This is a genomic window from Pseudoalteromonas sp. M58 (assembly GCF_042604605.1).
Classification (GTDB): Bacteria; Pseudomonadota; Gammaproteobacteria; order Enterobacterales; family Alteromonadaceae; genus Pseudoalteromonas; species Pseudoalteromonas tetraodonis.
In genome coordinates, this window is sequence record NZ_CP152390.1 from 3144708 (window position 1) to 3168643 (window position 23936).

A 23936-nucleotide genomic window follows, 5' to 3' on the forward strand; every position below is an offset into this window, starting at 1 on the left:
CCATCCTTAAAACAGCTCTATATCAGTGGCTTTTGTTTGTTGTTCAAGATTATGTAAGTAACGCACTTCACGTTTTTCAATCGTATTATTGTGTAAGTTACGTAGCTTTTTAACTTGTACTTTTCCATTATGAGGATTAAAAAATATTTTTCGTGGCCAAGGCCCGCCCATATCATGCGCCACTAAATTTAGCGCTTCTTCTGCTATATATGCATTGGCAAAACTGATATTGCCAATACCAATATCTGTCATGGCGCTAATTATTTTGCCTCCCCCAAACAGTTTTACTTTTAAGTTTGCCCGGGATGCGCCATTTTTAAGCACTTCATTAATTAAATATTCCATAGCCCAATTACCGTAACGGCAACTTAAACTATGCGCTTGCTCAATTCGCTCACCTTTTTGAATTGGTAGCATAAAGTGGTTAATCCCGCCTATGCCTAGCTTATCGTCGTAAACACAGGCAGCAATACACGATCCTAGGACGGTGGTGATTAGCTCATCATTTTTAGAAACATAAAACTCACCTGGTAATACCTTAGCGACCACACGATCTCGCGAGGCGTCCCAATAGCGTTTAATATGCTCAAAACCCGCTAATACTGGCTTAAATTGCGTGTGCATGGGCTACTTTTTGATACATGGTTTTCCCTAAGTTTTTAAATAAAACATGCTCTTTACCCATGGTTTCTGAATGCCCTAAAAATAAATAACCTTGGTCATTAAGAATATCGGCATAACGGTTAAAAAGCTGATCCTTTGTCTCTTTATCAAAGTAAATCACTACATTTCGGCACAAAATCAGGTCAAACGGCCCTTTCATTGGCCAGTCTTGTAATAAGTTTAAACGCTTAAATGAAATACATTGCTGCAGCTTAGGTTTAACCTTATAACTTTGCCCATCTTTACTGGTTAAAAACCAGCGTTTTAGTAAAGCATCATCAAGACCATTTACGTTCGCTGCGGTATAAATACCACTTTGCGCCTTCGCCAGTACATTAGAGTCAAGATCAGTGGCTAATATCTTCACATCCCAATCATTTGGAAAAGCTCCTTGCAGCGTCATTGCTAAACTATAGGGCTCTTCACCGGTAGAGCAGCCTGCAGACCAAATTCGAACGCGCTTAGTCTGTTTATTTGTCTTTAACAGGGTTGGTATTAACTGATCTTTTATAAACTCAAAGTGATGCATTTCACGAAAAAAAGAGGTTAGATTAGTGGTAATGGCATTGATAAATGCATCAAACTCCTGATCTTTATGATTTTTTAAGTAATCGAGGTAGCTTGAAAAGTTTGTTAATTTTCGCTCACGAATTCGTCTTGCCAAGCGTGAGTAGACCATCTCTCGCTTATGCTCTCCTAGTACAATACCGCAGGCGTTATAAACTAAATGAGCCACTTCCTTAAAATCACTATCCGTTAATAAAAACTCTTTCATTATTTGCTCTCATTTAAAAATAAAGCGAGGTTCACGCATACATTGCAGGTGAACCTAACTAAAGTGAGTTTAAAACTCCTCCCACTCTTCAGCCGAGTCTACAAAATTTTCACCTTTGCTTTTATTACTAACGAAGCTATTTTGTTGCTGATGAGATATTTCAGGTGTACGAATAACAGGCGATACCACTGCCATATCTTGCTGGCCTAATGAGAAAAAGTGCAGTAAACGGCGCATTTCATTGGCTTGTTCCGCCATTGATTCACCTGCAGCCGATGCTTGTTCAACTAATGCCGCATTTTGCTGGGTCATTTCATCCATTTGCGATACTGCTTTATTTACTTGCTCAATACCTGCACTTTGCTCTTCAGAGGCTTGGGTAATATCGGCTATCATTTGTGTTACGCGTTTCACCGATACCACAATCTCTTGTAACGTCACACCTGACTCATTCACAAGCGCGCTACCGTCAGCAACTTTGCCAACACTGTCTCTAATTAGCTCTTTAATTTCTTTCGCTGCCCCTGCCGAGCGCTGCGCTAAGTTGCGTACTTCACCTGCAACAACCGCAAAACCTCGGCCTTGCTCACCGGCTCTAGCAGCCTCTACGGCAGCATTAAGTGCAAGCAAATTGGTTTGGAATGCTATTTCGTCTATCACTCCAATGATGTCGGCAATTTTCTTACTCGATTCATTAATCGCAGACATGCTGGTTACCGCTTTATTAACCACTTCTCCACCCTGAATCGCCTTATCACAGGTTTCTTCAGCTAAGTCATTTGCCACTTTAGCATTATCGGCGTTTTGGCGAACCGTACTGGTCATTTCTTCCATGCTAGAGGCTGTTTCCTCTAACGATGACGCTTGCTCTTCTGTGCGCTGGCTTAAATCAGCATTGCCTTGTGAAATTTCTTCAGCCCCACTGGCCACCAAAGTGGCTGATGTATTAATTCGGTTAATAACCTCAGTTAGTTTATCTGCTGTCGCATTTGCATCTGTTTTAAGTTTTTCAAACGAGCCTTGGTATTCTTTTTCAATCCGTTTAGATAAATTACCAGTGGCCATGGCATCGAGCATATTGCCAGTATCAGTTACCGCATCGTCAACCACTTTAACTAAACTATTAAGACCCTGAGCTAAACGTAAGAAAAAGCCATTTTTACCTTGCTCAGCTACTCGTGCATTTAAATCACCTTTGCTTGCTGCGCCGACTAATTGAGCAATTTCTTTTTCAATAGCAACTTCTGCGGTTCTGTCTTCCCACTCAACTACCGTCCCAATACGCTCATTGTCTGTGGTGATTATAGGGTTTGCCACTAAACCAAAGGTTCTGCCGCCCACTTTAATTTCGGTGCTGTAGGTATCCGTTAACTTAGCCAACATATTTTGCTGATGGGCTGGATTTTTATGAAATATATCAATACTTTGATTAAGTAAGTTTTTGCTATCAAAGTTAGGTAAGTCAGTGCGTATATCATTTTGCGCAACACTCATCATATTTCTCACTGCGCTATTCATATACACAATGACATTCGAGGCATCAGCAATCATGGTATTGGTTGCCACGGTATCTAATGCTTGGCGAACACGTAAGTTTTCTTGCGCTCTAGCACGTTCAGCATCCGCTTTAGACACCTCATCAGTAATATCTTGCCATTCAACAATAGTACCTAAGCACTTGCCATCTTGATTTGTCCAAGGAGAAGCAATGATGTCAAAAATAAGACCAGCCAAATTCAACGTAGTTTTATAAGGAGCATCTAAGTTTTTTAGTCGCTCTTGCTGATTAGCTAGTTCCTGATGAAACTCATCAACACGGATATCCATTAACCCAGCGACTGAAAAACTAGGTAAAACAGTTTGCAACTCTTTTTCACGTGCTTTAAACATTTGCTTGATGCAGTCATTCACAAAAATAATGTTTAAATTTTTATCAGCAATCATCACACTTGCTTGGCATACTTTTAATGCGTTAGCCAAGTCGGCCGCTTTTTTAGAGGTTTTTTCTAGCTCTTTTTGCGCTGTGATATCGGTGGCGTACTTAATCACTTTAAATGGCTTACCATTCATATCGTAAATAGGATTATAAGAGGCATATATCCAAATTTCCTCGCCTTGTTTACCTATTCTTAAATACTCACCACTGTCATACTCGCCACGCCCAAGTTTATCCCAAAACGCTTGATATTCTTGGCTGTTTGCATATTCAGAAGTAACAAACAATCTATGATGCTGCCCTTGTATTTCATTTGCCTGATAACCAAATGTTTTTAAAAAATTATCATTAGCGCCAATAATGGTTCCATCTAAATTAAACTCAATAACCGCTTGTGACTTACTGATTGCGGTAATTTGGCCTGTAGCTTCAACCGCTTTTAACTTTTGCTCAGTAATGTCTGTTGCAAATTTAACGACTTTAAGTACTTGCCCTTGCGAGTCTATAACAGGATTGTATGTTGCTTGGATCCAGACTTCTTTGCCATTTTTTCCAATACGCTTAAATTCATCTGAAATAAATTCACCCGCGTTCAAACGCTGCCAAAATTGACGATATTCATCACTTTGCGTTTCGCTAGGGCTTACAAATAAAGAATGGTGCTGGCCTTGAATCTCAGCGAGTGAGTAGCCCATTACACGAAGAAAATTAACATTGGCAGTAATGATTCTTCCATTAGGCTCAAATTCAATTATTGCTAATGATTTATGCAATGCATTTATGATCAAATCATTGCTTGATTTAGACTGTTTTGAATTACTAAACCATCCCATGCTTATCACCACCTTTAAGTTATTTGCTTTATTTAGTTACTATTACCGCTAAATATTCATGGTTGCCTGCAAGTTAATTAGCGCGACCATTTTATCGCCCACATTCACTAGCCCTGCGACATATTCACTTTCATTTGTTTGGGTTAAACTCGGCACTGCTTTAGCGTCTTGCTCAGCAATACTGTAAACATCCGCTACGGCGTCTACCGTGATCCCCATCACTTTACTTTCTTGCTCAAACTCAACTTTTACAATAATGACTACCGTTAACGGTCCATACTCAATGGTGGGTAAACCAAAGCGCAATCGTAAATCAATAATTGGCACAATGGTGCCGCGTAAATTAATCACGCCTTTTACGTACTCAGGGGCATTTGGCAGTGCGGTTATATCTTCCCAGCTACGAATTTCTTGCACCGTTAATATATCTACTCCGTACTCTTCTTCAGCCATAATAAAGGTGAGAAACTGCTTAATGCCCTCTTTGCGCTGTAGTTCAATATTGCTATTTAATGCTATTGATTCAGAGAACATGAATCCTCCAAGATGGTCGATGGCTCAATACTCAATGCTTGGCTACCTGGCTTTTTTAACCCTGAAAGCTTTATCAAGCCGCTAATATCTAAAATTAACGAAACACGCCCATCACCTAAAATCGTTGCCCCCGACACACCATCCACTTTGTGGTAATTAGCCTCTAAGCTTTTTATAACCACCTGCTGTTGTGAAAGTAAATCGTCGACAAGTAACCCTACTTTTTGATTATCGTTTTCCACGACAACTAGTAAGGTTTTATCTAACGATTCAATGGCATTTTGGTGATTAAAAATGTCGTATAAACGTAAAATAGGAATGTATTCATCACGTAATCTGAGTACATCTAGGTCTTTACCAACACGGCTTACTTTTGCAATATCAATTTGCAACGATTCTACAATCGAGATCAGTGGAATAATGTAAGTATGCTTGGCTACTTTGACTAATTGCCCATCTAAAATAGCTAAAGTGAGCGGTAGCCGAATAGTAAAAGTAGAACCAATTCCAGCAGCAGATGTCACTTCTACCGAGCCATTTAATGATTGAATATTACGCTTAACCACATCCATACCCACCCCACGGCCAGATAAGTCACTTACCTCATCAGCGGTAGAAAATCCTGGCATAAAAATGAGTTCGTTAATTTCATCATCTGTTAGCTCACTGTCAGCGGCGATCACTTCATTGGTAATCGCTTTTTCTTTGATCTTTTGAGTGTTAAGACCTTGGCCATCATCCATAATTTCAATGACGATATTGCCGCCCTGATGAAAGGCATTTAATGTAACCTTACCCACAGGATCTTTTCCTGCTGCAATACGTTTTTCTACCGTTTCAATACCATGATCCAATGAGTTTCTTACTAAATGCACCATAGGATCGGATATTTTTTCCATAACGGTTTTATCTAATTCTGTTTGTTCTCCTATCAGCTTTAACTCCACCTCTTTATTAAGCTTTTGAGCAATATCACGTACTAAACGTGGAAAACGACTGAACACAAAGTTAATTGGCAGCATGCGAATACGCATCACGTTTTCTTGTAAGTCGCGGGTGTTATGCGCTAATTGCGCAAGCCCCTCTTGAAGCGAGGTCACCGTGGTAGGCGTCATTTCTTGTTCGCTAAGCTGATTTAGCATCGCTTGGGTAATGACCAACTCTCCAACCATATTAATCAGTGAGTCGACCTTATCAATGCCAACACGAATGGAAGTTGACTCAGGCGCTGCTTTTGCACTGGTTGGTGCTTTTGGTTTATTGGTTTTGGGTTCAACAACCGTTTTTGGTGTTTCAATAACAGGTTCGTTGACCACTGCAGCTTCTGCTGCTTTACCATCATTAAATAAGCCACCACAAAGCTCAATTTTAATATCGGCATCGTCCTCAACCCACTCAAAAATTTCTCTAATTGCTTGATCGTCACGGTCAGTGTTTAAGAAAAATCGCCAATATAAAAAGCATTCATCGGTCGTTAAATCTTTAATATCAGGTATGACATCAGTAAACGCTTGTACTTCCAATTCACCAAGTTCAGCTAATTCACTAATCATAAACAGCGGTTCGTTACCCGTTTTAAACAAATGAAAATGCGGTTTAAAATCAATTTGATAAGTATTAATAATGACCTGTTCAACACTGGCTTCTGCCACTACGGTTTCACTTTCAGGCATGCCAAGTAATCTTTCAAACTGCTCTCGTAATGAGTCAGCTTGGCTTAAATCAGGCTCTTCCTGTACTTTAAGCGAATGCAACAAGGCTCTTAAACAATCTACTGATTTAAGTAATAAGTTAATATGTTCACTGCTTATATTTCGCTGACCTTCACGTATTTGATCCAGTAATGTTTCTAGAACATGAGTGAAGTTTGCGATTGAATTAAACCCAAAGGTAGCACTGCCTCCTTTAATAGAATGGGCAGCCCTAAAAATAGTATTAATGGTTTCTAAGTCTTCTTCGCCCGGCACTAAGTTGAGTAATTCAGTCTCCATAACATCGAGGCCTTCAAAACTCTCTTCAAAGAACACTTCAAAAAACTGGCTTAAATCAATACTCACAGTGCACTCCTAGGTTAGCGGATTACTTTTTTTAGCACGGCTAATAGTTGATCTGGATTGAAGGGCTTTACAATCCACCCTGTTGCCCCAGCAGCTTTCCCTTCTACCTTTTTATCCATGCCCGATTCTGTGGTTAACATAAGTAGCGGTGTAAACTTGTAATTCGGAAGCCCTCTTAACTCTCTGATAAGCGTGATCCCATCCATAACAGGCATATTTACATCAGAAATAACTGCATCAAAACCTTGCTGCTTGGCAATCGCTAATGCCTCACTACCGTCTTTGGCTTCGGTAACATCAAACCCTGCTGTTTTTAACGTAAAACTCACCATTTGACGCATTGATGCAGAATCATCTACAGCTAATATTCTTTTCATATAGACCTCTAATTAGTACTTTCTGGTGCTAAGTATTCACTTAAACCGAGTTGATCAATGGCATTGGTTAATGCATCACTACTGCCAACCCAGGCAATTTTTTGATTAATAGTAAGGAGATGTTTTTGTAGGGCACATAAAAGTTGAACCGAGGCCGTATCAGCAGACATTACATCGCTAATATCTAAGCAAATATCTCGGCTATTATTAAGTTCGCTTAATAAATCTTGATGTAAAACTTCAACATGAACAATTGAAAGTTCGTTTGGTAGTTTAAGCATTTTTTAAGCTTTTCCTTATCAACTCAATCCATAACAAAAGCTTAGACCGAGATAATGAAAACGCCATAAAAACGACTAAAAAAATAACTAATTAATTAAAAACCGTTAATAAAAAACGCGAAAAGGGGCATAAAGCCCCTTTAAAATCGTAAAACCTTTAAAAGCTAGTTTTTGTAGTATTCGGCTATTTCAATAAATTCTGCGGTTAATTTTGTAGTATTAACCAAAGGCACATCTCCTTGTTTAAATTCAGGCTTAAAAATAGCTCTTAGTGCGCCACTGCCATCAACAAGGGCAACAGATGCACTATGATCCACCGCATAGTCGGATTCATTACTATCACTAATTGCGTAAATTAATCCAAGCTCGCGGACAAATGGAAATAAGTCTTTATGTTCACCTGATACAGCTAAAAAATCTGGATTAAAGTAATCTATGTACTCTTTACGTTTTTGAGCAATATCACGTTTAGGATCAACAGATATAAACCATACTTGTAGTGGATACTCAGCCTGCAAATTTTTATAGGCATTGTTGAGCTTAGCTAGCGTCATCGGGCAAATATCAGGGCAACTTGTGTAACCTAAAAACACTAAATTCCATTGGCCTAAAAACTGCTGTTTGGTTACTAACTTCCCTTGTTGATCACTCAACGAAAAGTCAGATAACGGTTTTGCGGTTTCATAAACTAACGCATCAAGATCTTGTAAATTTTTTTTATCACTACAGGCCGATAAAAAGAGTACTGAAAAAACAACTAAACCACACCATAACTGCTTCATATAACTAGCCATTTATCTATAAATAAGATGATAAATAGTATCATCAAATGAATAATCGAAAAACGAAATAAATCCATCGCAGTGTATTCTTTGGCGGCAAACTTTAAGTTAATTGCTTTGTATATAAATACAATATTGAGAAGACATGCCCCGCTTAGATAAATAAGCCCTGACATGCCAATCAAATAAGGAAACACACATACAATGGCGAGTAATACCGAATATGCAAGCACGCATGTTTTACAAAAATCGATACCATGGGTGACCGGTAACATGGGGATTTTAGCCCGCTCATAATCACTTTTACGCGCGATGGCGAGCGCCCAAAAATGAGGTGGGGTCCAGGTAAATATAATCATCACCAGCAACCAAGGGGCTGCCGCCATTTGATTTGTTTCAGACACCCAACCGAGTAATGGAGGCATTGCACCGGCTAATCCCCCTATAACTATATTTTGTGGTGTGGCACGTTTTAAAAATGACGTATAAATAAACGCATAACCAACAAGTGCAAATAAGGTCAGTATGGCTGTGAGCGTATTTGCCCACAACATCAGCATAATAAAGCCCGCAACGCCAATCACAGCAGCAAAGCTCAGTGCATGTAATTTACTTAAACGCCCTTTAGCAACAGGGCGATGGCGGGTGCGTGCCATTTTGCTATCAATTTCGCTATCAACCACATGATTAATGACTGCGGCGGCCGCAGAGAGTAATCCAATCCCTAATAAACTGATGAACTGAACCCCAACACCTCTGCCAACATCAGGGGCTAGCGCTAAGCCAACCCATGCTGTTAACACTAGCATAGCCACTACTTTAAATTTACTTATTGCCAAATAATCTTGGATTAAGTGGTAACTTTTAGTCAATAACGATGCGCTGTAAACGGGCTGCATTGCTTTTTTATTAATTGTAAGTGCCATAATCATTCCCCTCTAAGTACGTACTTTTAGGTAATAACATAACCTAACCATAGTTAATAACAGTATGGCAGCCATTAAGTTATGCGCCAGTGCCACGCCTAACGGAAAATGAAAATGCACCACGGCTAACCCTAAAGCTATCTGGCAGAATAACGCCACTAACACACTCACCGTACAGCTTTTAATTTTTTGCGAATAGGCATGACTGTATATACGCCACATCACCAAGGCTAAAACAATGCAAGTAACTAAGGCCCATATTCGATGCAGTAAATGAATAGACATACGCGCCTGTTGCGACAACACACCAAATTCATAATTACTGTGCTCAAGGGGGAGCTGAAAGACACTACTGAATGAAAAAGGCTGAGCGTAACTACACAGCGGTAAGCCATTACAATGTGGAGCCGCATAATTAGCCGCTAACCAACCACCAAGGGCGATTTGTAAAATCAGTACCGTTAATGCCACGAGGCTTAATTTAAAGTGAGGTTTTGCGCCCGCATCACCACCCGTAATAGGTTGGCTGGTCAGACGCAAATACAATAGCGTTAATAACGCTAAAATACTAAATCCTCCGAGCAAATGCCCCATAACTATAAGCGGCTGTAGGTTCATAGTAACCGTCCACATACCTAATGCGGCCTGAAAAATAACAAGCAGCAGCAATATCATAGGCAACCTTACAGGCGTGGTTGGGTACTGACGCTTTAGAAAAGCTAAAATAAACAACACTAAAATTAATACCCCAAGCGTGCCTGCAAAGTAGCGATGGATCATTTCTTTCCATGCTTTTGCTTTTTCAAATATCATATCGGGATAACTTTGAATCGCTTGTGCAATCTCTGCTTCGTGTTTAGGCACGGTTAAAAAGCCATAACAACCAGGCCAATCGGGACAACCAAGCCCTGCGTCACTTAAACGCGTGTATGCGCCCAGAGCCACCACAATTAATGCGAATAAACTCGTTGCTAATACCAAATTTTTATAGTTTTTATACATAGCATCCTCTACTTAGCTCGAACGAGAGTAATTGAGTAATTTTTTTAGATCTTTTAATAACCCTTTTTGGATCAAACGGTTTTCTTGTGGTTGAGAACTAAATGGATACTCCAGTACAATTAGCCCCATATGATCGATTAAATACAAACTGGCAGGTTTTAACTGCTGTTGCTCATCAATAACATGCCAACGCGTTGTAACTAGCTCAGGCTGTCCCATAATAGCCATATCAACTTTGTGTTGGTTTTTGCCAAGGGCAACATATAAATTGTCTAAAGCGGCTAATTGCTCTGTGCAAGACGCTTTGCATTGTGCTGAATAATTTAAAGCGATGGTCCATTGCTTAGGATTATGCTGCGCCCAATTGTCTAGCTTAATTTCACGCTCTAAAAATTCACCATGGTTAGTAATTGCTGTAGGTAGCCAATCAAGTTTTAACGCGCTGTAAGCCAGCACTAAGGGAATAGCGCAGCACACAGCAAAGAGTAACAGGGGTTTATTTTTCATTATCTATCCTCTTCCTGCTTGCAAAAATAGCGACCACCACACAGGCAACCGCAATTAAAAACCACTGTACTGAGTAGGCATAATGTTTTTCTGGACTCATAACAACGGCTTCATAATGAGGGGCAGCAATTTCATCAGCTTGACCTTGGCGGTAAGCCATAAAATTCACTAAAGGGCGATTAGATTGGCTACTCAATGCTTGTAAATCAATGATTTGAATTCGTTTGGCTAAATCCGACTGAGTATTGTTATTGGCTAAGGTAAAGCCACTTAAATTATCTTCTTTAATTTGTGCCGTTAACGTAAATTTACCACTAGGTATTGTTACGTTTGGTAGGATTTCTCTTGAACGTTCTGCTTTTACCCAGCCTAAGTTCACTAACAAAAAGCGTGATTCATCAGACAGTTTTAATAATGCCAGTAAGTCGTAACCAACCTGACCATTATAGATTTGATTATCAAGCAACCAATAATTATTAGTGTCAAAATAACCATTTAACGAAACCAATACACCGGTTTTGTTCCACTCTTTTGGCAGCTGTTGTAACTCTGCCCAGCTCATTACGCCATGTTGTTGTATATTTTCAATGGCACTAAGCTGCTGTTGCTTTTGTTCTGCTCGCTGTAATTGCCAAAACCCTAGTCGCACACAAACCAATACCACAATAACAACCAAGCAAATTGTTATTATTGAGCTAAGCTTTTGTTTGTTAAATACAACTAACTGCATAAGGGTATAATCCAGTGATTATTAAAATTATTATTGTTCTACTGTTATTATTTATATTATTTAATTTATTTCGTGCTTTATTAATTATGGTGTCAGGGAAAACCAATGGACGCCCTATGTCTCACTTTTTAGGGCGTCGGGTGTTATTTTCTGTTGTGGTATTAGTGATGGTGATTGCCGCACTAAAACTTGGTTTTATTAAGGCAAATCAGTCTCCCTTAATCACTAAAGCACATACACAAATACAAACAAACACAGCCAAACAACATCAACAAAATGCCAGTACCAAGCTGCAGCTTGAAAGGCAAAGTGCTTATCTTTAGTGAAATGTCCTTTCATAATGCGTAAAAACACCACCAATAAAATAATTGTTCCTAAGGTGACGTGCATGCCGTGAAAGCCGGTTAACAAAAAGAAGGTATTGCCATAAATGCCCGCATCAAGGGTTAAGTTAAGATCGTTATAAGCATATATATACTCTTCTACCTGCAGCCCTAAAAAGCACACTCCGAGTAAAATGGTCGCTCCCAAGCATACTTTGAGTGGGGTACGTTTATTATTTTCCATCGCCACATGGGCAAAATGTAAAGTTACCGACGAGGCCAGCAAAATAAGGGTGTTGATAAGCGGCAACCCTTGCCAGCCCATCGCTTGGGTCGAAGTGCCTCCTGGGGTATTTAGCAATGGCCACATGGCTTCAAACGTCGGCCACAATACTTCATTTGTCATGGCGTTGTTATCCGCACCTCCAAGCCAAGGCACAGAAAACATGCGAGCATAAAAAAGCGCCCCAAAAAATGCCATGAAGAACATCACTTCTGAAAAAATAAACCAGCTCATACCTTGCCTAAAAGAACGGTCCATTTGTGCAGAATAAAGCCCTTGATCAGACTCGTGTATGACATTTTTAAACCAGCTAAACAGCATGTAAAGGAGTACAGCTATACCTACGTATAACAAGTAAACGCCATTACCACCCTCTTTGCCCATATCCATTACGGTTAAGGCTGCGCCTACCGCAATAAAAAATAACGCAACTGCCCCAACTATTGGCCATGGACTTTGCTCTGGTACATAATAATGTTCATATTTTTGATTCATTTTATTTGCTCCTAGTTTTTCACTAGTTTTATAAGCTAGTTATTACTGGCTACTAGCCGCTCGCTAATATCAAATACGGTATAAGACAGGGTTAACTCTTCTACATCACTGGGTAATTCAGTATCTACATAAAACAATAATGTAAACTCCAGCTCTTCACCTGCCTTTAACGGTTGCTGATCAAAGCAAAAACACGCTATTTTGTGTAAATACTTGGCCGCTTTTCCTGGTGCTACCGACGGTATAGCCTGCATTACTTTATCTTCATTACTGTTATTTTTAGCGCTAAACTTAACTTCACGCATAGCCCCAGGCTTTACATCTACACTGTACTCTTTAGATTTAACTTCAAAAGGCGCACCACTTTGCGCATGCGTAGTGAAACTAACGCTGACTTCTCTATTTTCAGTGACCAAGGTACTTTGCTGTGCCTGCTCTAACGAGGGCTTACCATTAAGCCCCGTTATATCGCAAAACACGTCATACAAAGGGACCATGGCAAATGCAAATGCAAACATTGCAATGCAAATCACCACCAGCTTTTTTAATAACGGCAAGTGAGTCATTATTTAATGTCCGGCGGCGTTGAGAACGTATGATAAGGCGCAGGTGAATCAACTTCCCATTCAAGCCCCTCAGCTCCATCCCAAACTTTTGCAGGCACTTTGTCGCCCCCTTTTGCACATTTATACACAACCACCACAAATAATAATTGCGATAAACCAAAGGCAAACCCACCTATACTAATAATGGCGTTAAAATCAGCAAACTGTAGCGCATAATCTGGAATACGGCGTGGCATACCGGCTAACCCCACAAAATGCATTGGGAAAAACAGCACATTTACACTTATTAACGACAACCAAAAATGCCATTTTGCTAAGGTAATATTGAACATGTTTCCGGTCCATTTTGGCAGCCAATAATAAGCCCCCGCCATAATAGAAAACACCGCGCCCGTTACGAGTACATAATGAAAGTGTGCAACCACAAAATAGGTATCATGATATTGGAAATCGGCAGGTGTAATCGCTAGCATCAACCCCGAAAAACCACCTAAAGTAAACAACACAATAAATGCGATACTAAACAGCATTGGCACTTCAAAGCTAATAGACCCGCGCCACATAGTCGCTACCCAGTTAAATACTTTTACGCCGGTAGGTACCGATATCAGCATAGTCGCGTACATAAAAAACAACTCACCCGCCACGGGCATACCAGTGGTAAACATATGATGCGCCCACACAATAAAGCTCAACAAGGCAATGGAGGAGGTGGCATACACCATAGAGGCATAACCAAATAGTTTTTTACGTGAAAAGGTGGGAACAATCGTAGAAATAATGCCAAAGGCAGGCAAAATCATAATATAAACTTCAGGGTGACCAAAAAACCAAAAAATATGTTGGAACATCACCGGATCGCCACCACCAGCGGCATCAAAGAAACTGGTCGCGAAGTATTTATCGGTGAGCACCATAGTAACTGCACCAGCAAGTACCGGCATAACTGCAATAAGTAAAAACGCCGTGATCAACCATGTCCACACAAATAACGGCAGCTTCATCCACGTCATACCCGGAGCACGCATATTTACTATGGTGACCACCACATTAATGGCCCCCATAATCGAACTAATACCCATAATATGCACAGCAAATACAAACATTGCTGTGTTGTCGTTACTATAAGTGGTGGAAAGCGGCGCGTAAAAGGTCCAACCAAATGCAGGGCCACCACCAGGCATAAATAATGAAGCTAATAGGATTAAAAACGCAAACGGTAAAATCCAAAAGCTCCAGTTATTCATTCTCGGTAAGGCCATATCTGGCGCACCAATCATTAGCGGGATCATCCAGTTTGCCAAGCCGGTAAAGGCTGGCATAACCGCACCAAACACCATTATTAAACCATGCACTGTGGTCATTTGATTAAAAAAGTGAGGATCAACCAGTTGTAGGCCCGGCTGAAATAACTCAGCTCGAATAACCATCGCCATTGCCCCACCAATTAAAAACATGGTGAGTGAAAAAATTAAATATAAGCTACCTATATCTTTATGGTTGGTTGTAAATAACCAGCGCTTAAAGCCTGTGGCAGGTTGATGGGCATGATGAGCCTCATTGGTATTAGGTTGTTCTGCAATGCTACTCATTATTTAGCCTCCCCATCAGCATCCAGTGCCGCTTGTATCTCGCTCGGTTGAATTACATCACCAGTGTCATTACCCCACGCGTTGCGTTTATAGGTAATAACAGCTGCTATTTGCTTGATTGATAATTGCTTTGCGAAAGACTGCATAGCCGTACCTGGTTTACCGTGGAGCAAAATATCTATATGCCCTTTGATATCACCTATGACTATTGGGCTGCCTTTAAGAGCCGGAAAAACACCCGGCAAGCCTAATCCTGTTGGCTGATGGCACGCCGCGCAGCTCGCCATATAAACCTGCTCACCAAGCGCCATCAGCTCTTCTTTTGGTACAACTTGGTCTAATAACGCAGCGTCTGCTGCAGCTGCTTTTTGCTTGGCTTGTTTAGCCTCTGCTAACCACGTTTTGAAGTCTTCTTCTGTTTTAGCTTCTACCACAACAGGCATAAAACCATGATCTTTACCGCAAAGCTCTGCACACTGCCCACGGTAAGTACCAACCTCATTAATATTGGTCCATGTTTCATTAATAAACCCAGGGTTTGCATCTTTTTTAACGGCAAAGTCAGGCACCCACCATGAGTGAATAACATCATCTGAAGTCATTAAAAAACGTACTTTTTGATTAATTGGTAGTACCAGCGGTTTATCGACCTCGAGTAAATAATTCGGGTTTTTATCAGCAAGGTTGGTTATTTCATTTTGAGGTGTAGCTAGCATGGAATAAAACTCAACGTCCTCCCCCATATACTCGTAATGCCACTTCCACTGTGAGCCTGTAATTTTAATGGTGAGATCAGCTTTGCTGGCATCCTCCATGGCAATTAAGGTTTTAGTCGCAGGAATGGCCATAACAATTAATATGACAAAAGGGATCGCAGTCCACAGTATTTCTACTTTGGTGCTTTCATGGAATTGGGCAGGGACAGCCCCTTTAGATTTGCGATGATGAATGAGTGCCCAAAACATAATGGCAAACACGATCACCCCAATCACACAACATATTAAAAAAATAGTCATGTGCAGTTGGTATACATTATTACTTATATCGGTTACGCCTTTACGCATATTATATTGGCTATTAGCAAGCACATTCTGCGAAAAAACAAACAATATAAGCCACAAGGAAGAACTCAGCTTACCCATGTGACGGCTCCTTTGATGCTATTGCTGACGCAAAGCGAAGAGGCATACGGCTTAAACGCCTATTCGTTATTTTTATTTTTTATAAGGGTGCTGGATTTAGTAAATGTGTGTTCTCAAAACGACTAAGCTGTGAGTTATTTTTATTCCAGCTCTTTAATAACTAGTTAAAAAATAAACAATAAGCAAGGTGAGTATGAAAAATAAACAAGGTGTATTTTTTAAAATGCGCAGCTAAAAAAATAGCAACTAGTCAGGCAATTAATCTAAGAGTCAGGTTTAGTAAGGGGTGTATTGAAATTACAGGATAGAAATATAAAAAATTGTTAACTTAAAAAAGCAGAGTAAATTTGTTTATTTATAAAGTATTTAGTGATTTTATTTATGATAGGAGAAGCACTTGACAACATATAGTCATACATTTGATAAGTTAGACATTGTGCTGCTAACAAACCCAGCGCCTAATCACTATTAAGCGCTAAATTATGCTTTAATACTACATCCAGTCAGCGTTACGAATAACACCTACCGCTAAGCCTTCAATATTGAACGACTCATTTTCTAAATCGACCTCAATAGCTGAAAACTCATCATTTTCAGCATGTAAGAGTACTTTTCTGCCCGCTTTTTCTAAACGCTTCACGGTTACATCGTCGTCAACACGGGCAACAATAACTTGTCCATTTTCGGCAACTTGGGTTTTATGCACAGCAAGTAAATCACCATCCATAATACCAATGTCTTTCATACTCATACCGTTAACACGCAATAAAAAATCGGCCGCAGGTTTAAACATTAAAGGGTCAATTTTACAGTGGCTTTCTACATGCTGTTGCGCCAATATAGGCTCACCGGCAGCCACCCTGCCAATTAAAGGTAAGCCTAACTGCTCTGGCTCCTCTTCTTCAACAAGCTGAATGCCCCGACTCGCGCCTGGCTTCATTTTAATCACACCTTTTTTGGCCAGTGCTTTTAAGTGTTCTTCTGCAGCATTCGCACTTTTAAAACCCAGTGTTTGTGCAATTTCGGCACGTGTAGGAGGCATACCAGTGTCTTTAATAAACACTTTAATGAGTTCGAGTATTTGCGCTTGGCGTTTCGTTAATGGTCGCATACAACTGGTTTTCCATACAGTACAATTAACTGTGAGTATATACAGTTATTTAAAAATCGCAAATATAAATTAATGCCTTATATGCCGTTATCATCAAACAATAACCTACTTTAAAAGCAGGGTGATAAATGTAATTATTAGCAACGCATTATCATATTAATAAATTTTAATTCTCAATTACTTATCCAAGGAGCTAGCATGAGTATTTGGCATCAACCGATTACATTAGAGTTTTGTAAGCAATTAGATCAAGGTATTACAGGCCAAGGGACACTCATGAAAACCATGGGAATAGAGATCAGTGAAATTGGTGATGACTACTTAGTGGCAACTATGCCGGCAATTCCAGAGCATCATAACCCTATGGGTATCGTTCATGGTGGTGCAAATGTGGTGCTTGCTGAAACAGTAGCAAGTTATGCCGCTAATTTTGTAGTTGATTTCAATCGGTTTTATTGTGTTGGCCAAGAGATCAGTGCAAGTCATTTAAAGGCATCACGCAATGGCACATTAACGGCCACAGCGAGAGCTTATCATATCGGCAAACGCAGCTCGGTTTGGGATATTAAAATAACCAATAGCCGCAATGAGCTTTGCTGCGTATCACGGATGACCGCAGCCGTAGTTGAGCGAAAAGGCTAGTAAGTCAATTAACCAAGGTTGAAATTAAATTACTTTTCGAGAGGGTAAATAGTAATTTCTACGCCTGCACCAATTGCAGATATACGTAACAAGGTATCTGCATGTAAGGCTTGGTTAAAGCATTTTGGCGAAGTGCCAGACTCAAACCCCATATCGAAGGTTCTGCGTGAGCAACTCAACCATTGCTTTAATGCATTGCGTGAACACGACTCGATTAACTCACACAAGTGATTAATCGCTTTATCTGGCGTGGTTATTTCACCTGCAACCTCTATGCGAGCAAGTTGACGGTATTCGTCTTTATCATAATGTAAAATAGTTGCGACCTTTTTTAAATCAGCAACTAATACGCTAATATCTTGCTTTGACTCAAGCTCTAGATCTACATTTAAAAATTGAATTTCCGACATTATCTCGTTTTTACCCTCTATTAATTTCATTGCAAACTTTAACGCAGTTTTACCGTTATACCAAATCAACAACGCAGGAATCACCTCATTAACGCATTTTTAGCGTTAGCCTCTGAATATTGCCCACTATTTACTCCTCAAAAACGCCCTCTACAAAATACGCAAATTAAAATTAAAGCATGCCGGTGGCAGTTTACTTTTTTATTCTAGGCCTTAAACTAGCCGCTCCTGTAGTTCACGTATGTGATGGATATGATTCGGTTTATTTTAGCTTTGTTGGCTTGCTGTGCTTGTTTTTCAGCAATGGGCGAACAATTTACGCGGTTTTCGAGTGCCAAAAAGCACTTAATTAATACCCTTCCCGAAAACGCTAAAAGTATTTATTGTGGTTGCGATATAAAAAAACAAGGCAAAAAGTTAGTACCCGATCCTACCCATTGTGGCTACGTGCCTCGCAACACACTAACCCGCTCAGGCAAAGTAAATCAACGTGCATTGCGAATTGAATGGGAACATATTGTCCCTGCATGGGAATTTGGTCACCAGTTACAATGTTGGCAAGATGGTGGGCGTAAAAACTGCCGCAAAGTTAGCGCTAAGTTTCGCATGATGGAAGCCGATATAAACAATTTAGCCCCTGCAATTGGTGAAATTAACGCCGATCGCTCAAACTATCGCTTTGGTATGTTAGCCCAAAACGCGACGCAATATGGTCGCTGTGAGGTTAAAGTTAATTTTAAACAACGTGTTGTTGAACCGCCTGTTCATGCACGTAAACGCATTGCCGATGCGTACGCTTACATGCAAAAAACGTATGGTTTAAAAATTTCAGCTAAACAACAAAAGCTATTTAATGCTTGGCAACAACAAGCTTATGCTGCTAACACAAATAGTAAAAAGCTGTAAGTTTAAATTAAAAGCGTGTAACACACGCTTTTAATTAACCTATAACGCTTGGTGTGGTCCAAATATTTCGTAGTGAATGTTTGAGCTTTGCACACCTAAATCAAGTAGCTGGCCTTTTACGTTAGCCATAAATGATGCTGGTCCACACAAATAAAATGCCCCTTCGCTAATAGGTAATGATGCCTCAAGCACCGTTAAATCCATTAGCCCAGTGAAATCACACTCCTCGCCACCTTGATTAAACCAAGTAAATGTTTTTAGCTGTGGATGCATTGCCGTTTGCTGCGCTAAATACCCTTTAAATGAAAATTCGCGGCTATTTTCACACGCGTGCAAATAACTAATCGCTTGATTTTTATCACCACTAAGTAGCGTTTGCAGCATTGCCATCATCGGGGTTTGGCCAACACCTGCTGAAATAAGTACCACTGGAGTTGTCTCATTTTTTAAAATAAAATCTCCCGCTGGCGGGTATAACTCTACTCGTGCGCCTTGCTCTAGTGAGTGTAAATAATTAGACACCACGCCAGGCTTTGGTAGGCACTCTTTTTTAACGCTAATACGATAGTTTTTAGCATTGCTCTTTTGCGAAATAGAATACTGGCGGATCTCTTCATATTCTGCGCCCTCAGGCTTAACTTTAATGCCAATGTACTGTCCTGGCTTGTAGGTAATAACTGCTTTACCATCCACAGGTGTCAGCGTAAAACTAGTTACGAATTCAGATTCAACATGTTTATCAGTAATTTCAAACTGGCGCGTGCCTGCCCAGCCACCATGGTTGTTTTTACTGTGCGCATACAATGCCGCTTCTTCGGTAATACAAATATCAGCAAGTACACCGTAGGCTTCGCGCCACGCATATTCAACATCGGCAGTAAACTGCTCAGGAATAAGCTCTTTTAACGTACCAATTAAATGTGCGCCCACAATAGGATAATGCTCAGGTAAAATATTTAAGCTGGTATGCTTATGATTAATTCGCGCTAGCGCCTCTTTTAACACGGCTAAATTATCAATATTTTGCGCGTACGCAGCCAACGCATTAAATAATGCAAATTGCTGACGACCCGTTTCTTGATTAGTCATATTAAAAATATGTTTAAGTTCGGGGTTATGACTAAACATGCGCTTGTAAAAATGATCGGTTACGACCGTACCTGCCTCTGCAAGCAATGGCACCGTGCTTTTAACTATTTGTATGGTTTTATCGGATAACATGTTTATTTCCTATGTACTAACTAACTGCTTGCATTTAGCATTACACAGAGCGTGCCAACTAATTAAACCTATAATATTCAAAAGGTTAAATTAACTCACTTTACAAGATGAGTCTTTATGACCTACTATAAAACCTGTAAAAATACACTAACAGGTCATTTTGACATGAACCAACAATTCAACCTGACGCAAGTTGCATTAGAACTTGCGCAAAGTACGTTACATGCTCACAGTTTTGAGCAACTTTTAGCCACGGTTGAACGTGTTATTCCCAGCGATGCCAGTGCATTATTAATTCGCCAAGGTGAGCAATTAAAACCCTTAGCCATTAAAGGTCTTATGCCCGATAGCCTAGGACGACGTTTTGATATTGCGGAGCATCCTCGCCTTAAAGCCATCTGCAGTAGTCGTTTGGCTCTGCAATTTGCACATGACTGTCCACTACCTGATCCATACGACGGGCTACTACTGGCTAAAACCGGTGATATTCCAGTGCATGCCTGCTTAGGGTTACCCCTTTATGATAAAAACGCACTACTTGGCATTCTGACCTTTGATAGCCTTAACGCCAATGCGTTTTACGGTATTACCACTGATACACTCAACACCTTACAAACCTTGTGCAGTGCGCACTTTAAAACAGCCCTAGAGCTTGCCCATTACAAACAACATGCGCAGCACTCTAGTGAATTAGTACAAGCGTTAAACCGTGAGGCGCTCAAACGTGATGGTGGTGAAATTATTGGCCAAAGCTCTACAATACAAACGCTTAAAAATGAGATAAAACTGGTTGCGGCATCAAACTTTAGTGTCCTTATTTTAGGTGATACTGGGGTCGGCAAAGAGTTGGTGGCACGTAATATTCACTTACACTCCGCACGTAAAGATCAGCCATTAATTCATTTAAATTGTGCATCACTGCCTGAAAACCTCGCAGAAAGTGAATTTTTTGGCCATGCAAAAGGCGCTTTTACCGGCGCCCAAAATGCCCGCCAAGGTAAATTTCAGTTAGCCGATGGCGGCACCTTATTTTTAGATGAAATCGGCGAGCTGCCTCTGGCTATGCAAAGTAAATTATTACGCGTACTGCAAAGTGGCGAAGTACAAACCGTTGGCGAAGATGAACTTAAATATGTCGATGTTAGAGTGATTGCAGCAACCAATCGCGACCTAAAACACGAAGTAACACAAGGACGGTTTCGCGCCGATTTGTACCATCGATTAAGTGTTTATCCACTCACAGTCGCTCCATTGAAAGCCCGTGATGAAGATGTTATTTTATTAGCCGGTTATTTTGCAGAAAAAACAGCCCGCAAGCTCGCTATTAAACAGCTAAAACTCAGTATTGAAACGCAACTGCTGCTTAAAAAATATGACTGGCCAGGCAATGTGAGGGAGCTTGAGCATGTGATTAATCGGGCTGCATTAAAGGCTAAGCAACATCAGTGGCAGCAACCAATTATTACTATTGAACCTGCGCATTGTGAGCTAAATTTAAGCGCTGTTAACACCTTAGCTCTTGAACACTCAAACCAGCTTGTAATCCCACCTTTAGCAAACAACATTTCGTTAAAGCAAGCCATAGATACCTATACTCAGCAACTTATAATACAGCAACTTAAACAACATAATTATAACTGGGCAAGCACAGCGCGTAGTTTACAGGTGGACCGCGCTAACTTAACGCGGCTAGCCAAGCGCTTAGGTGTTTCAATAAAAAAATCGTTGTAGCCTTTTTAACTTAACTTTCGCTGCCTAAAATAATTTTTTAATAGCTGACTAAACGCTTGAACTTTTGCCGTTCGATGCACTAAATGATGCGTAACCAGCCACAAATCGGTTGGCCAACTCAATTCATTAGGCAGTACAGGGACTAAATCAGAGTATTGCGCTGCAACATCATGCTGTAATCCGCCAATACCGAGTCCTTTAACTATGGCGCGGGTCGCTTCTGAGGTTTCTGACACTCTTAGCTTAACTTGCGACGGGGGAATATTTTCATCAACCCATGCAAAGTAAGGCACTTTGGCATTATACCCTGCTACACCTGACACAAAGCTATGCAGCGATAGTTGCGCTAATGTTTGTGGCAACCCATAACGGCTAATGTAATGCTTTGATGCATAAAATCCTGACGAGAGCGCCGCTAAATGCTGAGCAATATAATCACCCTCATCCGGTCTGGGTCCAGCTCTTACTGCGATATGTGCTTGGCCATGATCTAAACGTAAGCGTTTTTGATCCATAATCACTTGTAATTGCACTTGCGGATGCAAGGTTTGAAACTGCTCACACACCTCACTTAATACATCAATAAAGCCACTAACTGTGGTGAGTAACAAGCTACCTTGCAAGGTGCTATCTGCAGCAATAATGTCATTATGTAGGCGCTCTAGTTCACCATTAATCGCTTGTGCTGTGGTAAATAACTTAGCGCCAATTTCTGTGACTTTGTAGCCGCGAGCATGGCGATGAAATAGTCGCGCATTTAAGCTTTTTTCTAAGTTATTTATTCGCCTGAGCACCGTACTATGGTGAACATCTAACACTTCGGCCGCGGCAGTTAAAGTACCTAAGCGCGCTACCTCGTAAGCAACCTTCAGGTCTTGCCAATCATTAAATTGAATTGCCATGATAACTACTCTTTAATCTGTGCATATACGCACACAAGTTTTGCGTTTATTTGGCTTTTCTGCAAGTGATTATTTGTTAAAGTCACATTATACAAACTCATTATCAGGAGCAGCTCATGACAACACCAAAAATTATTGCCCTAGCAGGTAGCTTACGTAAAGATAGCTTTCATCAAAAACTCATTAACGAAGCGGCACGCTTTGCTTTAGAAAGTGGCGCTGAAGTAGAAGTGATTAAACTCGCAGACTTAGCCATTCCTATGTTTGATGAAGATCTCGAGGCACAAGGCACACCAGCCGGTGTACAACAACTTAAAGACAAACTTCGCGCAGCCGATGGCATTTTGCTGGCCAGCCCAGAATATAATGGCTCTATTACCGCCGTGTTAAAAAATGCTATTGATTGGGTATCGCGCACCGAACAAGGCGCAGAGCCTGCATTTGCAAATAAAGTAACCGCGTTATATGCAGCCTCACCAGGTGGGTTGGGCGGTTTACGGGGCTTAAATCATGTGCGTGATATATTATCAGGCATTGGCAGCTTAGTATTAGCGAACCAACTGGCAGTACCGGCTATTCATACTTTATTAGATGACAACGGTCGAATTAGCGACCCCGCTACCGCTGAAAAAGTGGCTGGTCTTGCACAGCAGTTAGTTAGCGTAGCAAGTAAGCTTAAATAAGCAGCCACTATAACTTTGTTGCTGCAAGCTTTGCAGCAATAAAGTCTTCATGGGTAACATACAATAAATTAGCAACACGACGAATAACGTATTCTTCTTGTGGATCAAGTTCTCCATCGGAGTACGCTAAACGCCAAAGTAATTCAACTATATCAATGCGTTGCTGTGCACTACATTGATTGTTAATTTGCTTAGAAAATTGAAAATAATCAATGGCGTCATCTAAGCTTGCACTTGCTTGCTCGGTTAACTCATCTACTGCTTCATCCGTTAAATCAAAATATTTTTTTAATGTTAGACTTAGCGTATGTTGCTCATCAGCCTGTAAATCGTTATCCGCTCGCATTACCTCAATTAATAATGCGGCAACCGCTGTTTTTAAATCATGTTGTTCAATATCATAATCTTGCTGATCAATACTCGAAAAAAGCTGTTTAATTTGCTTGAACATCACATTTCCCCTTTTTGGGTGTTAGACTTATATTATAACGGGTTTAATAGATATGCTGATCACACTACCCAAAAT

26 protein-coding genes are annotated in these 23936 nt (G+C 40.4%); 5 read left to right on the forward strand and 21 right to left on the reverse strand.

Going from position 1 to position 23936, the window contains the following annotated elements; genetic code table 11:
* Positions 1-6: 6 nt before the first annotated feature.
* The 12 genes from cheD to AAGD16_RS14540 all read right to left on the reverse strand — a co-directional run bounded on the left by cheD (position 7) and on the right by AAGD16_RS14540 (position 11403).
* Positions 7-624, reverse strand: coding sequence for a chemoreceptor glutamine deamidase CheD (cheD, locus tag AAGD16_RS14485; protein ID WP_024602188.1), 618 nt, complete (start codon positions 622-624; stop codon positions 7-9).
* Positions 608-1438 carry a CheR family methyltransferase gene (locus AAGD16_RS14490; RefSeq protein WP_377112633.1) on the reverse strand — a complete coding sequence of 277 codons (831 nt, stop codon included), beginning with the start codon at positions 1436-1438 and terminating at the stop codon, positions 608-610. The genes cheD and AAGD16_RS14490 overlap by 17 nt, the downstream gene beginning before the upstream one ends.
* Positions 1439-1507: 69 nt before the next feature.
* Positions 1508-4207, reverse strand: a complete 2700-nt coding sequence (locus AAGD16_RS14495) for a methyl-accepting chemotaxis protein (RefSeq protein WP_377112636.1) — start codon at positions 4205-4207, stop codon at positions 1508-1510.
* Positions 4208-4255: 48 nt separating this feature from the next.
* A complete protein-coding gene (locus AAGD16_RS14500) occupies positions 4256-4741 on the reverse strand; it encodes a chemotaxis protein CheW (protein WP_013466129.1) in 486 nt (161 codons plus the stop codon).
* Complete coding sequence (locus AAGD16_RS14505) at positions 4723-6798, reverse strand: chemotaxis protein CheA (protein ID WP_138686994.1); 2076 nt, start codon at positions 6796-6798, stop codon at positions 4723-4725. The genes AAGD16_RS14500 and AAGD16_RS14505 overlap by 19 nt, the downstream gene beginning before the upstream one ends.
* Before the next feature lie 14 nt (positions 6799-6812).
* A complete protein-coding gene (locus tag AAGD16_RS14510; RefSeq protein ID WP_013466131.1) occupies positions 6813-7175 on the reverse strand; it encodes a response regulator in 363 nt (120 codons plus the stop codon).
* A gap of 8 nt (positions 7176-7183) precedes the next feature.
* Positions 7184-7456, reverse strand: a complete 273-nt coding sequence (locus AAGD16_RS14515) for a lipid asymmetry maintenance protein MlaB (RefSeq protein WP_024602184.1) — start codon at positions 7454-7456, stop codon at positions 7184-7186.
* A 164-nt stretch (positions 7457-7620) separates the two neighbouring features.
* A complete protein-coding gene (locus AAGD16_RS14520) occupies positions 7621-8238 on the reverse strand; it encodes an SCO family protein (RefSeq protein ID WP_058155347.1) in 618 nt (205 codons plus the stop codon).
* On the reverse strand, positions 8235-9164 hold the full coding sequence (cyoE, locus tag AAGD16_RS14525) for a heme o synthase (RefSeq protein ID WP_377112641.1): 930 nt from the start codon (positions 9162-9164) through the stop codon (positions 8235-8237). Before cyoE ends, AAGD16_RS14520 begins: the two co-directional genes overlap by 4 nt.
* A 12-nt stretch (positions 9165-9176) precedes the next feature.
* A complete protein-coding gene (locus AAGD16_RS14530) occupies positions 9177-10166 on the reverse strand; it encodes a heme A synthase (protein ID WP_024602181.1) in 990 nt (329 codons plus the stop codon).
* A 12-nt stretch (positions 10167-10178) separates the two neighbouring features.
* Complete coding sequence (locus tag AAGD16_RS14535) at positions 10179-10673, reverse strand: hypothetical protein (RefSeq protein ID WP_013466136.1); 495 nt, start codon at positions 10671-10673, stop codon at positions 10179-10181.
* A complete protein-coding gene (locus AAGD16_RS14540) occupies positions 10663-11403 on the reverse strand; it encodes an SURF1 family protein (protein WP_013466137.1) in 741 nt (246 codons plus the stop codon). The genes AAGD16_RS14535 and AAGD16_RS14540 overlap by 11 nt, the downstream gene beginning before the upstream one ends.
* A 14-nt stretch (positions 11404-11417) precedes the next feature.
* Here AAGD16_RS14540 and AAGD16_RS14545 point away from each other — a divergent pair, with 14 nt between their 5' ends.
* Positions 11418-11726, forward strand: coding sequence for a DUF2909 family protein (locus AAGD16_RS14545; protein ID WP_081745118.1), 309 nt, complete (start codon positions 11418-11420; stop codon positions 11724-11726).
* Here AAGD16_RS14545 and AAGD16_RS14550 read toward each other — a convergent pair.
* The 5 genes from AAGD16_RS14550 to lexA form a co-directional block, all read right to left on the reverse strand.
* Positions 11629-12504, reverse strand: coding sequence for a cytochrome c oxidase subunit 3 (locus AAGD16_RS14550; protein ID WP_028834829.1), 876 nt, complete (start codon positions 12502-12504; stop codon positions 11629-11631). The genes AAGD16_RS14545 and AAGD16_RS14550 overlap by 98 nt on opposite strands.
* Positions 12505-12539: 35 nt before the next feature.
* Entirely contained in the window at positions 12540-13070 is a 531-nt protein-coding gene (locus AAGD16_RS14555; protein WP_013466139.1) for a cytochrome c oxidase assembly protein, read from the reverse strand.
* A complete protein-coding gene (ctaD, locus tag AAGD16_RS14560) occupies positions 13070-14662 on the reverse strand; it encodes a cytochrome c oxidase subunit I (RefSeq protein ID WP_028834828.1) in 1593 nt (530 codons plus the stop codon). The genes AAGD16_RS14555 and ctaD overlap by 1 nt, the downstream gene beginning before the upstream one ends.
* Positions 14662-15804 carry a cytochrome c oxidase subunit II gene (gene coxB / locus AAGD16_RS14565; protein WP_013466140.1) on the reverse strand — a complete coding sequence of 381 codons (1143 nt, stop codon included), beginning with the start codon at positions 15802-15804 and terminating at the stop codon, positions 14662-14664. The genes ctaD and coxB overlap by 1 nt, the downstream gene beginning before the upstream one ends.
* A gap of 493 nt (positions 15805-16297) precedes the next feature.
* A complete protein-coding gene (gene lexA / locus AAGD16_RS14570) occupies positions 16298-16915 on the reverse strand; it encodes a transcriptional repressor LexA (protein WP_008114166.1) in 618 nt (205 codons plus the stop codon).
* 198 nt (positions 16916-17113) lie between these two features.
* On the opposite strand from lexA, the gene AAGD16_RS14575 reads away from it, so the two are divergent.
* Positions 17114-17557, forward strand: a complete 444-nt coding sequence (locus AAGD16_RS14575; protein WP_013466144.1) for a PaaI family thioesterase — start codon at positions 17114-17116, stop codon at positions 17555-17557.
* 29 nt (positions 17558-17586) lie between these two features.
* Here AAGD16_RS14575 and AAGD16_RS14580 read toward each other — a convergent pair whose 3' ends face one another.
* Entirely contained in the window at positions 17587-17967 is a 381-nt protein-coding gene (locus AAGD16_RS14580) for a hypothetical protein (protein ID WP_036983336.1), read from the reverse strand.
* 252 nt (positions 17968-18219) lie between these two features.
* Between AAGD16_RS14580 and AAGD16_RS14585 the strand changes: the two genes are divergently transcribed.
* Complete coding sequence (locus AAGD16_RS14585; protein ID WP_013466146.1) at positions 18220-18873, forward strand: endonuclease; 654 nt, start codon at positions 18220-18222, stop codon at positions 18871-18873.
* 39 nt (positions 18874-18912) lie between these two features.
* On the opposite strand, the gene hmpA is transcribed toward AAGD16_RS14585, so the two are convergent.
* A complete protein-coding gene (gene hmpA / locus AAGD16_RS14590) occupies positions 18913-20094 on the reverse strand; it encodes an NO-inducible flavohemoprotein (RefSeq protein WP_377112651.1) in 1182 nt (393 codons plus the stop codon).
* 165 nt (positions 20095-20259) lie between these two features.
* Here hmpA and norR point away from each other — a divergent pair, with 165 nt between their 5' ends.
* On the forward strand, positions 20260-21825 hold the full coding sequence (gene norR / locus AAGD16_RS14595) for a nitric oxide reductase transcriptional regulator NorR (RefSeq protein WP_377114834.1): 1566 nt from the start codon (positions 20260-20262) through the stop codon (positions 21823-21825).
* 5 nt (positions 21826-21830) lie between these two features.
* On the opposite strand, the gene AAGD16_RS14600 is transcribed toward norR, so the two are convergent.
* Positions 21831-22727: a LysR family transcriptional regulator gene (locus AAGD16_RS14600; RefSeq protein ID WP_013466149.1), complete on the reverse strand. Its 897-nt coding sequence runs from the start codon at positions 22725-22727 to the stop codon at positions 21831-21833.
* 116 nt (positions 22728-22843) lie between these two features.
* On the opposite strand from AAGD16_RS14600, the gene AAGD16_RS14605 reads away from it, so the two are divergent.
* The gene (locus tag AAGD16_RS14605) at positions 22844-23410 is read left to right on the forward strand and encodes an NADPH-dependent FMN reductase (protein WP_377112656.1); all 567 of its coding nucleotides are present in this window, start codon (positions 22844-22846) and stop codon (positions 23408-23410) included.
* Between the two features lie 7 nt (positions 23411-23417).
* Here AAGD16_RS14605 and AAGD16_RS14610 read toward each other — a convergent pair whose 3' ends face one another.
* The gene (locus tag AAGD16_RS14610) at positions 23418-23861 is read right to left on the reverse strand and encodes a TerB family tellurite resistance protein (protein ID WP_013466151.1); all 444 of its coding nucleotides are present in this window, start codon (positions 23859-23861) and stop codon (positions 23418-23420) included.
* Positions 23862-23936 lie beyond the last annotated feature (75 nt).

Bases quoted from the DNA above. Each gene is read 5' to 3' on its own strand.
- norR (WP_377114834.1), top strand. From the start codon at position 20,260: ATGAACCAACAATTCAACCTGACGCAAGTTGCATTAGAACTTGCGCAA.
- AAGD16_RS14610 (WP_013466151.1), bottom strand. From the start codon at position 23,861: ATGTTCAAGCAAATTAAACAGCTTTTTTCGAGTATTGATCAGCAAGAT.
- AAGD16_RS14540 (WP_013466137.1), bottom strand. From the start codon at position 11,403: ATGCAGTTAGTTGTATTTAACAAACAAAAGCTTAGCTCAATAATAACA.
- AAGD16_RS14555 (WP_013466139.1), bottom strand. From the start codon at position 13,070: ATGACTCACTTGCCGTTATTAAAAAAGCTGGTGGTGATTTGCATTGCA.
- AAGD16_RS14520 (WP_058155347.1), bottom strand. From the start codon at position 8,238: ATGAAGCAGTTATGGTGTGGTTTAGTTGTTTTTTCAGTACTCTTTTTA.
- AAGD16_RS14580 (WP_036983336.1), bottom strand. From the start codon at position 17,967: ATGTCGGAAATTCAATTTTTAAATGTAGATCTAGAGCTTGAGTCAAAG.
- cyoE (WP_377112641.1), bottom strand. From the start codon at position 9,164: ATGGCACTTACAATTAATAAAAAAGCAATGCAGCCCGTTTACAGCGCA.
- ctaD (WP_028834828.1), bottom strand. From the start codon at position 14,662: ATGAGTAGCATTGCAGAACAACCTAATACCAATGAGGCTCATCATGCC.
- AAGD16_RS14535 (WP_013466136.1), bottom strand. From the start codon at position 10,673: ATGAAAAATAAACCCCTGTTACTCTTTGCTGTGTGCTGCGCTATTCCC.
- AAGD16_RS14585 (WP_013466146.1), top strand. From the start codon at position 18,220: ATGATTCGGTTTATTTTAGCTTTGTTGGCTTGCTGTGCTTGTTTTTCA.
- AAGD16_RS14550 (WP_028834829.1), bottom strand. From the start codon at position 12,504: ATGAATCAAAAATATGAACATTATTATGTACCAGAGCAAAGTCCATGG.
- coxB (WP_013466140.1), bottom strand. From the start codon at position 15,804: ATGGGTAAGCTGAGTTCTTCCTTGTGGCTTATATTGTTTGTTTTTTCG.
- lexA (WP_008114166.1), bottom strand. From the start codon at position 16,915: ATGCGACCATTAACGAAACGCCAAGCGCAAATACTCGAACTCATTAAA.
- AAGD16_RS14500 (WP_013466129.1), bottom strand. From the start codon at position 4,741: ATGTTCTCTGAATCAATAGCATTAAATAGCAATATTGAACTACAGCGC.
- AAGD16_RS14495 (WP_377112636.1), bottom strand. From the start codon at position 4,207: ATGGGATGGTTTAGTAATTCAAAACAGTCTAAATCAAGCAATGATTTG.
- AAGD16_RS14490 (WP_377112633.1), bottom strand. From the start codon at position 1,438: ATGAAAGAGTTTTTATTAACGGATAGTGATTTTAAGGAAGTGGCTCAT.
- AAGD16_RS14530 (WP_024602181.1), bottom strand. From the start codon at position 10,166: ATGTATAAAAACTATAAAAATTTGGTATTAGCAACGAGTTTATTCGCA.
- AAGD16_RS14515 (WP_024602184.1), bottom strand. From the start codon at position 7,456: ATGCTTAAACTACCAAACGAACTTTCAATTGTTCATGTTGAAGTTTTA.
- AAGD16_RS14605 (WP_377112656.1), top strand. From the start codon at position 22,844: ATGACAACACCAAAAATTATTGCCCTAGCAGGTAGCTTACGTAAAGAT.
- cheD (WP_024602188.1), bottom strand. From the start codon at position 624: ATGCACACGCAATTTAAGCCAGTATTAGCGGGTTTTGAGCATATTAAA.
- AAGD16_RS14510 (WP_013466131.1), bottom strand. From the start codon at position 7,175: ATGAAAAGAATATTAGCTGTAGATGATTCTGCATCAATGCGTCAAATG.
- AAGD16_RS14575 (WP_013466144.1), top strand. From the start codon at position 17,114: ATGAGTATTTGGCATCAACCGATTACATTAGAGTTTTGTAAGCAATTA.
- hmpA (WP_377112651.1), bottom strand. From the start codon at position 20,094: ATGTTATCCGATAAAACCATACAAATAGTTAAAAGCACGGTGCCATTG.
- AAGD16_RS14600 (WP_013466149.1), bottom strand. From the start codon at position 22,727: ATGGCAATTCAATTTAATGATTGGCAAGACCTGAAGGTTGCTTACGAG.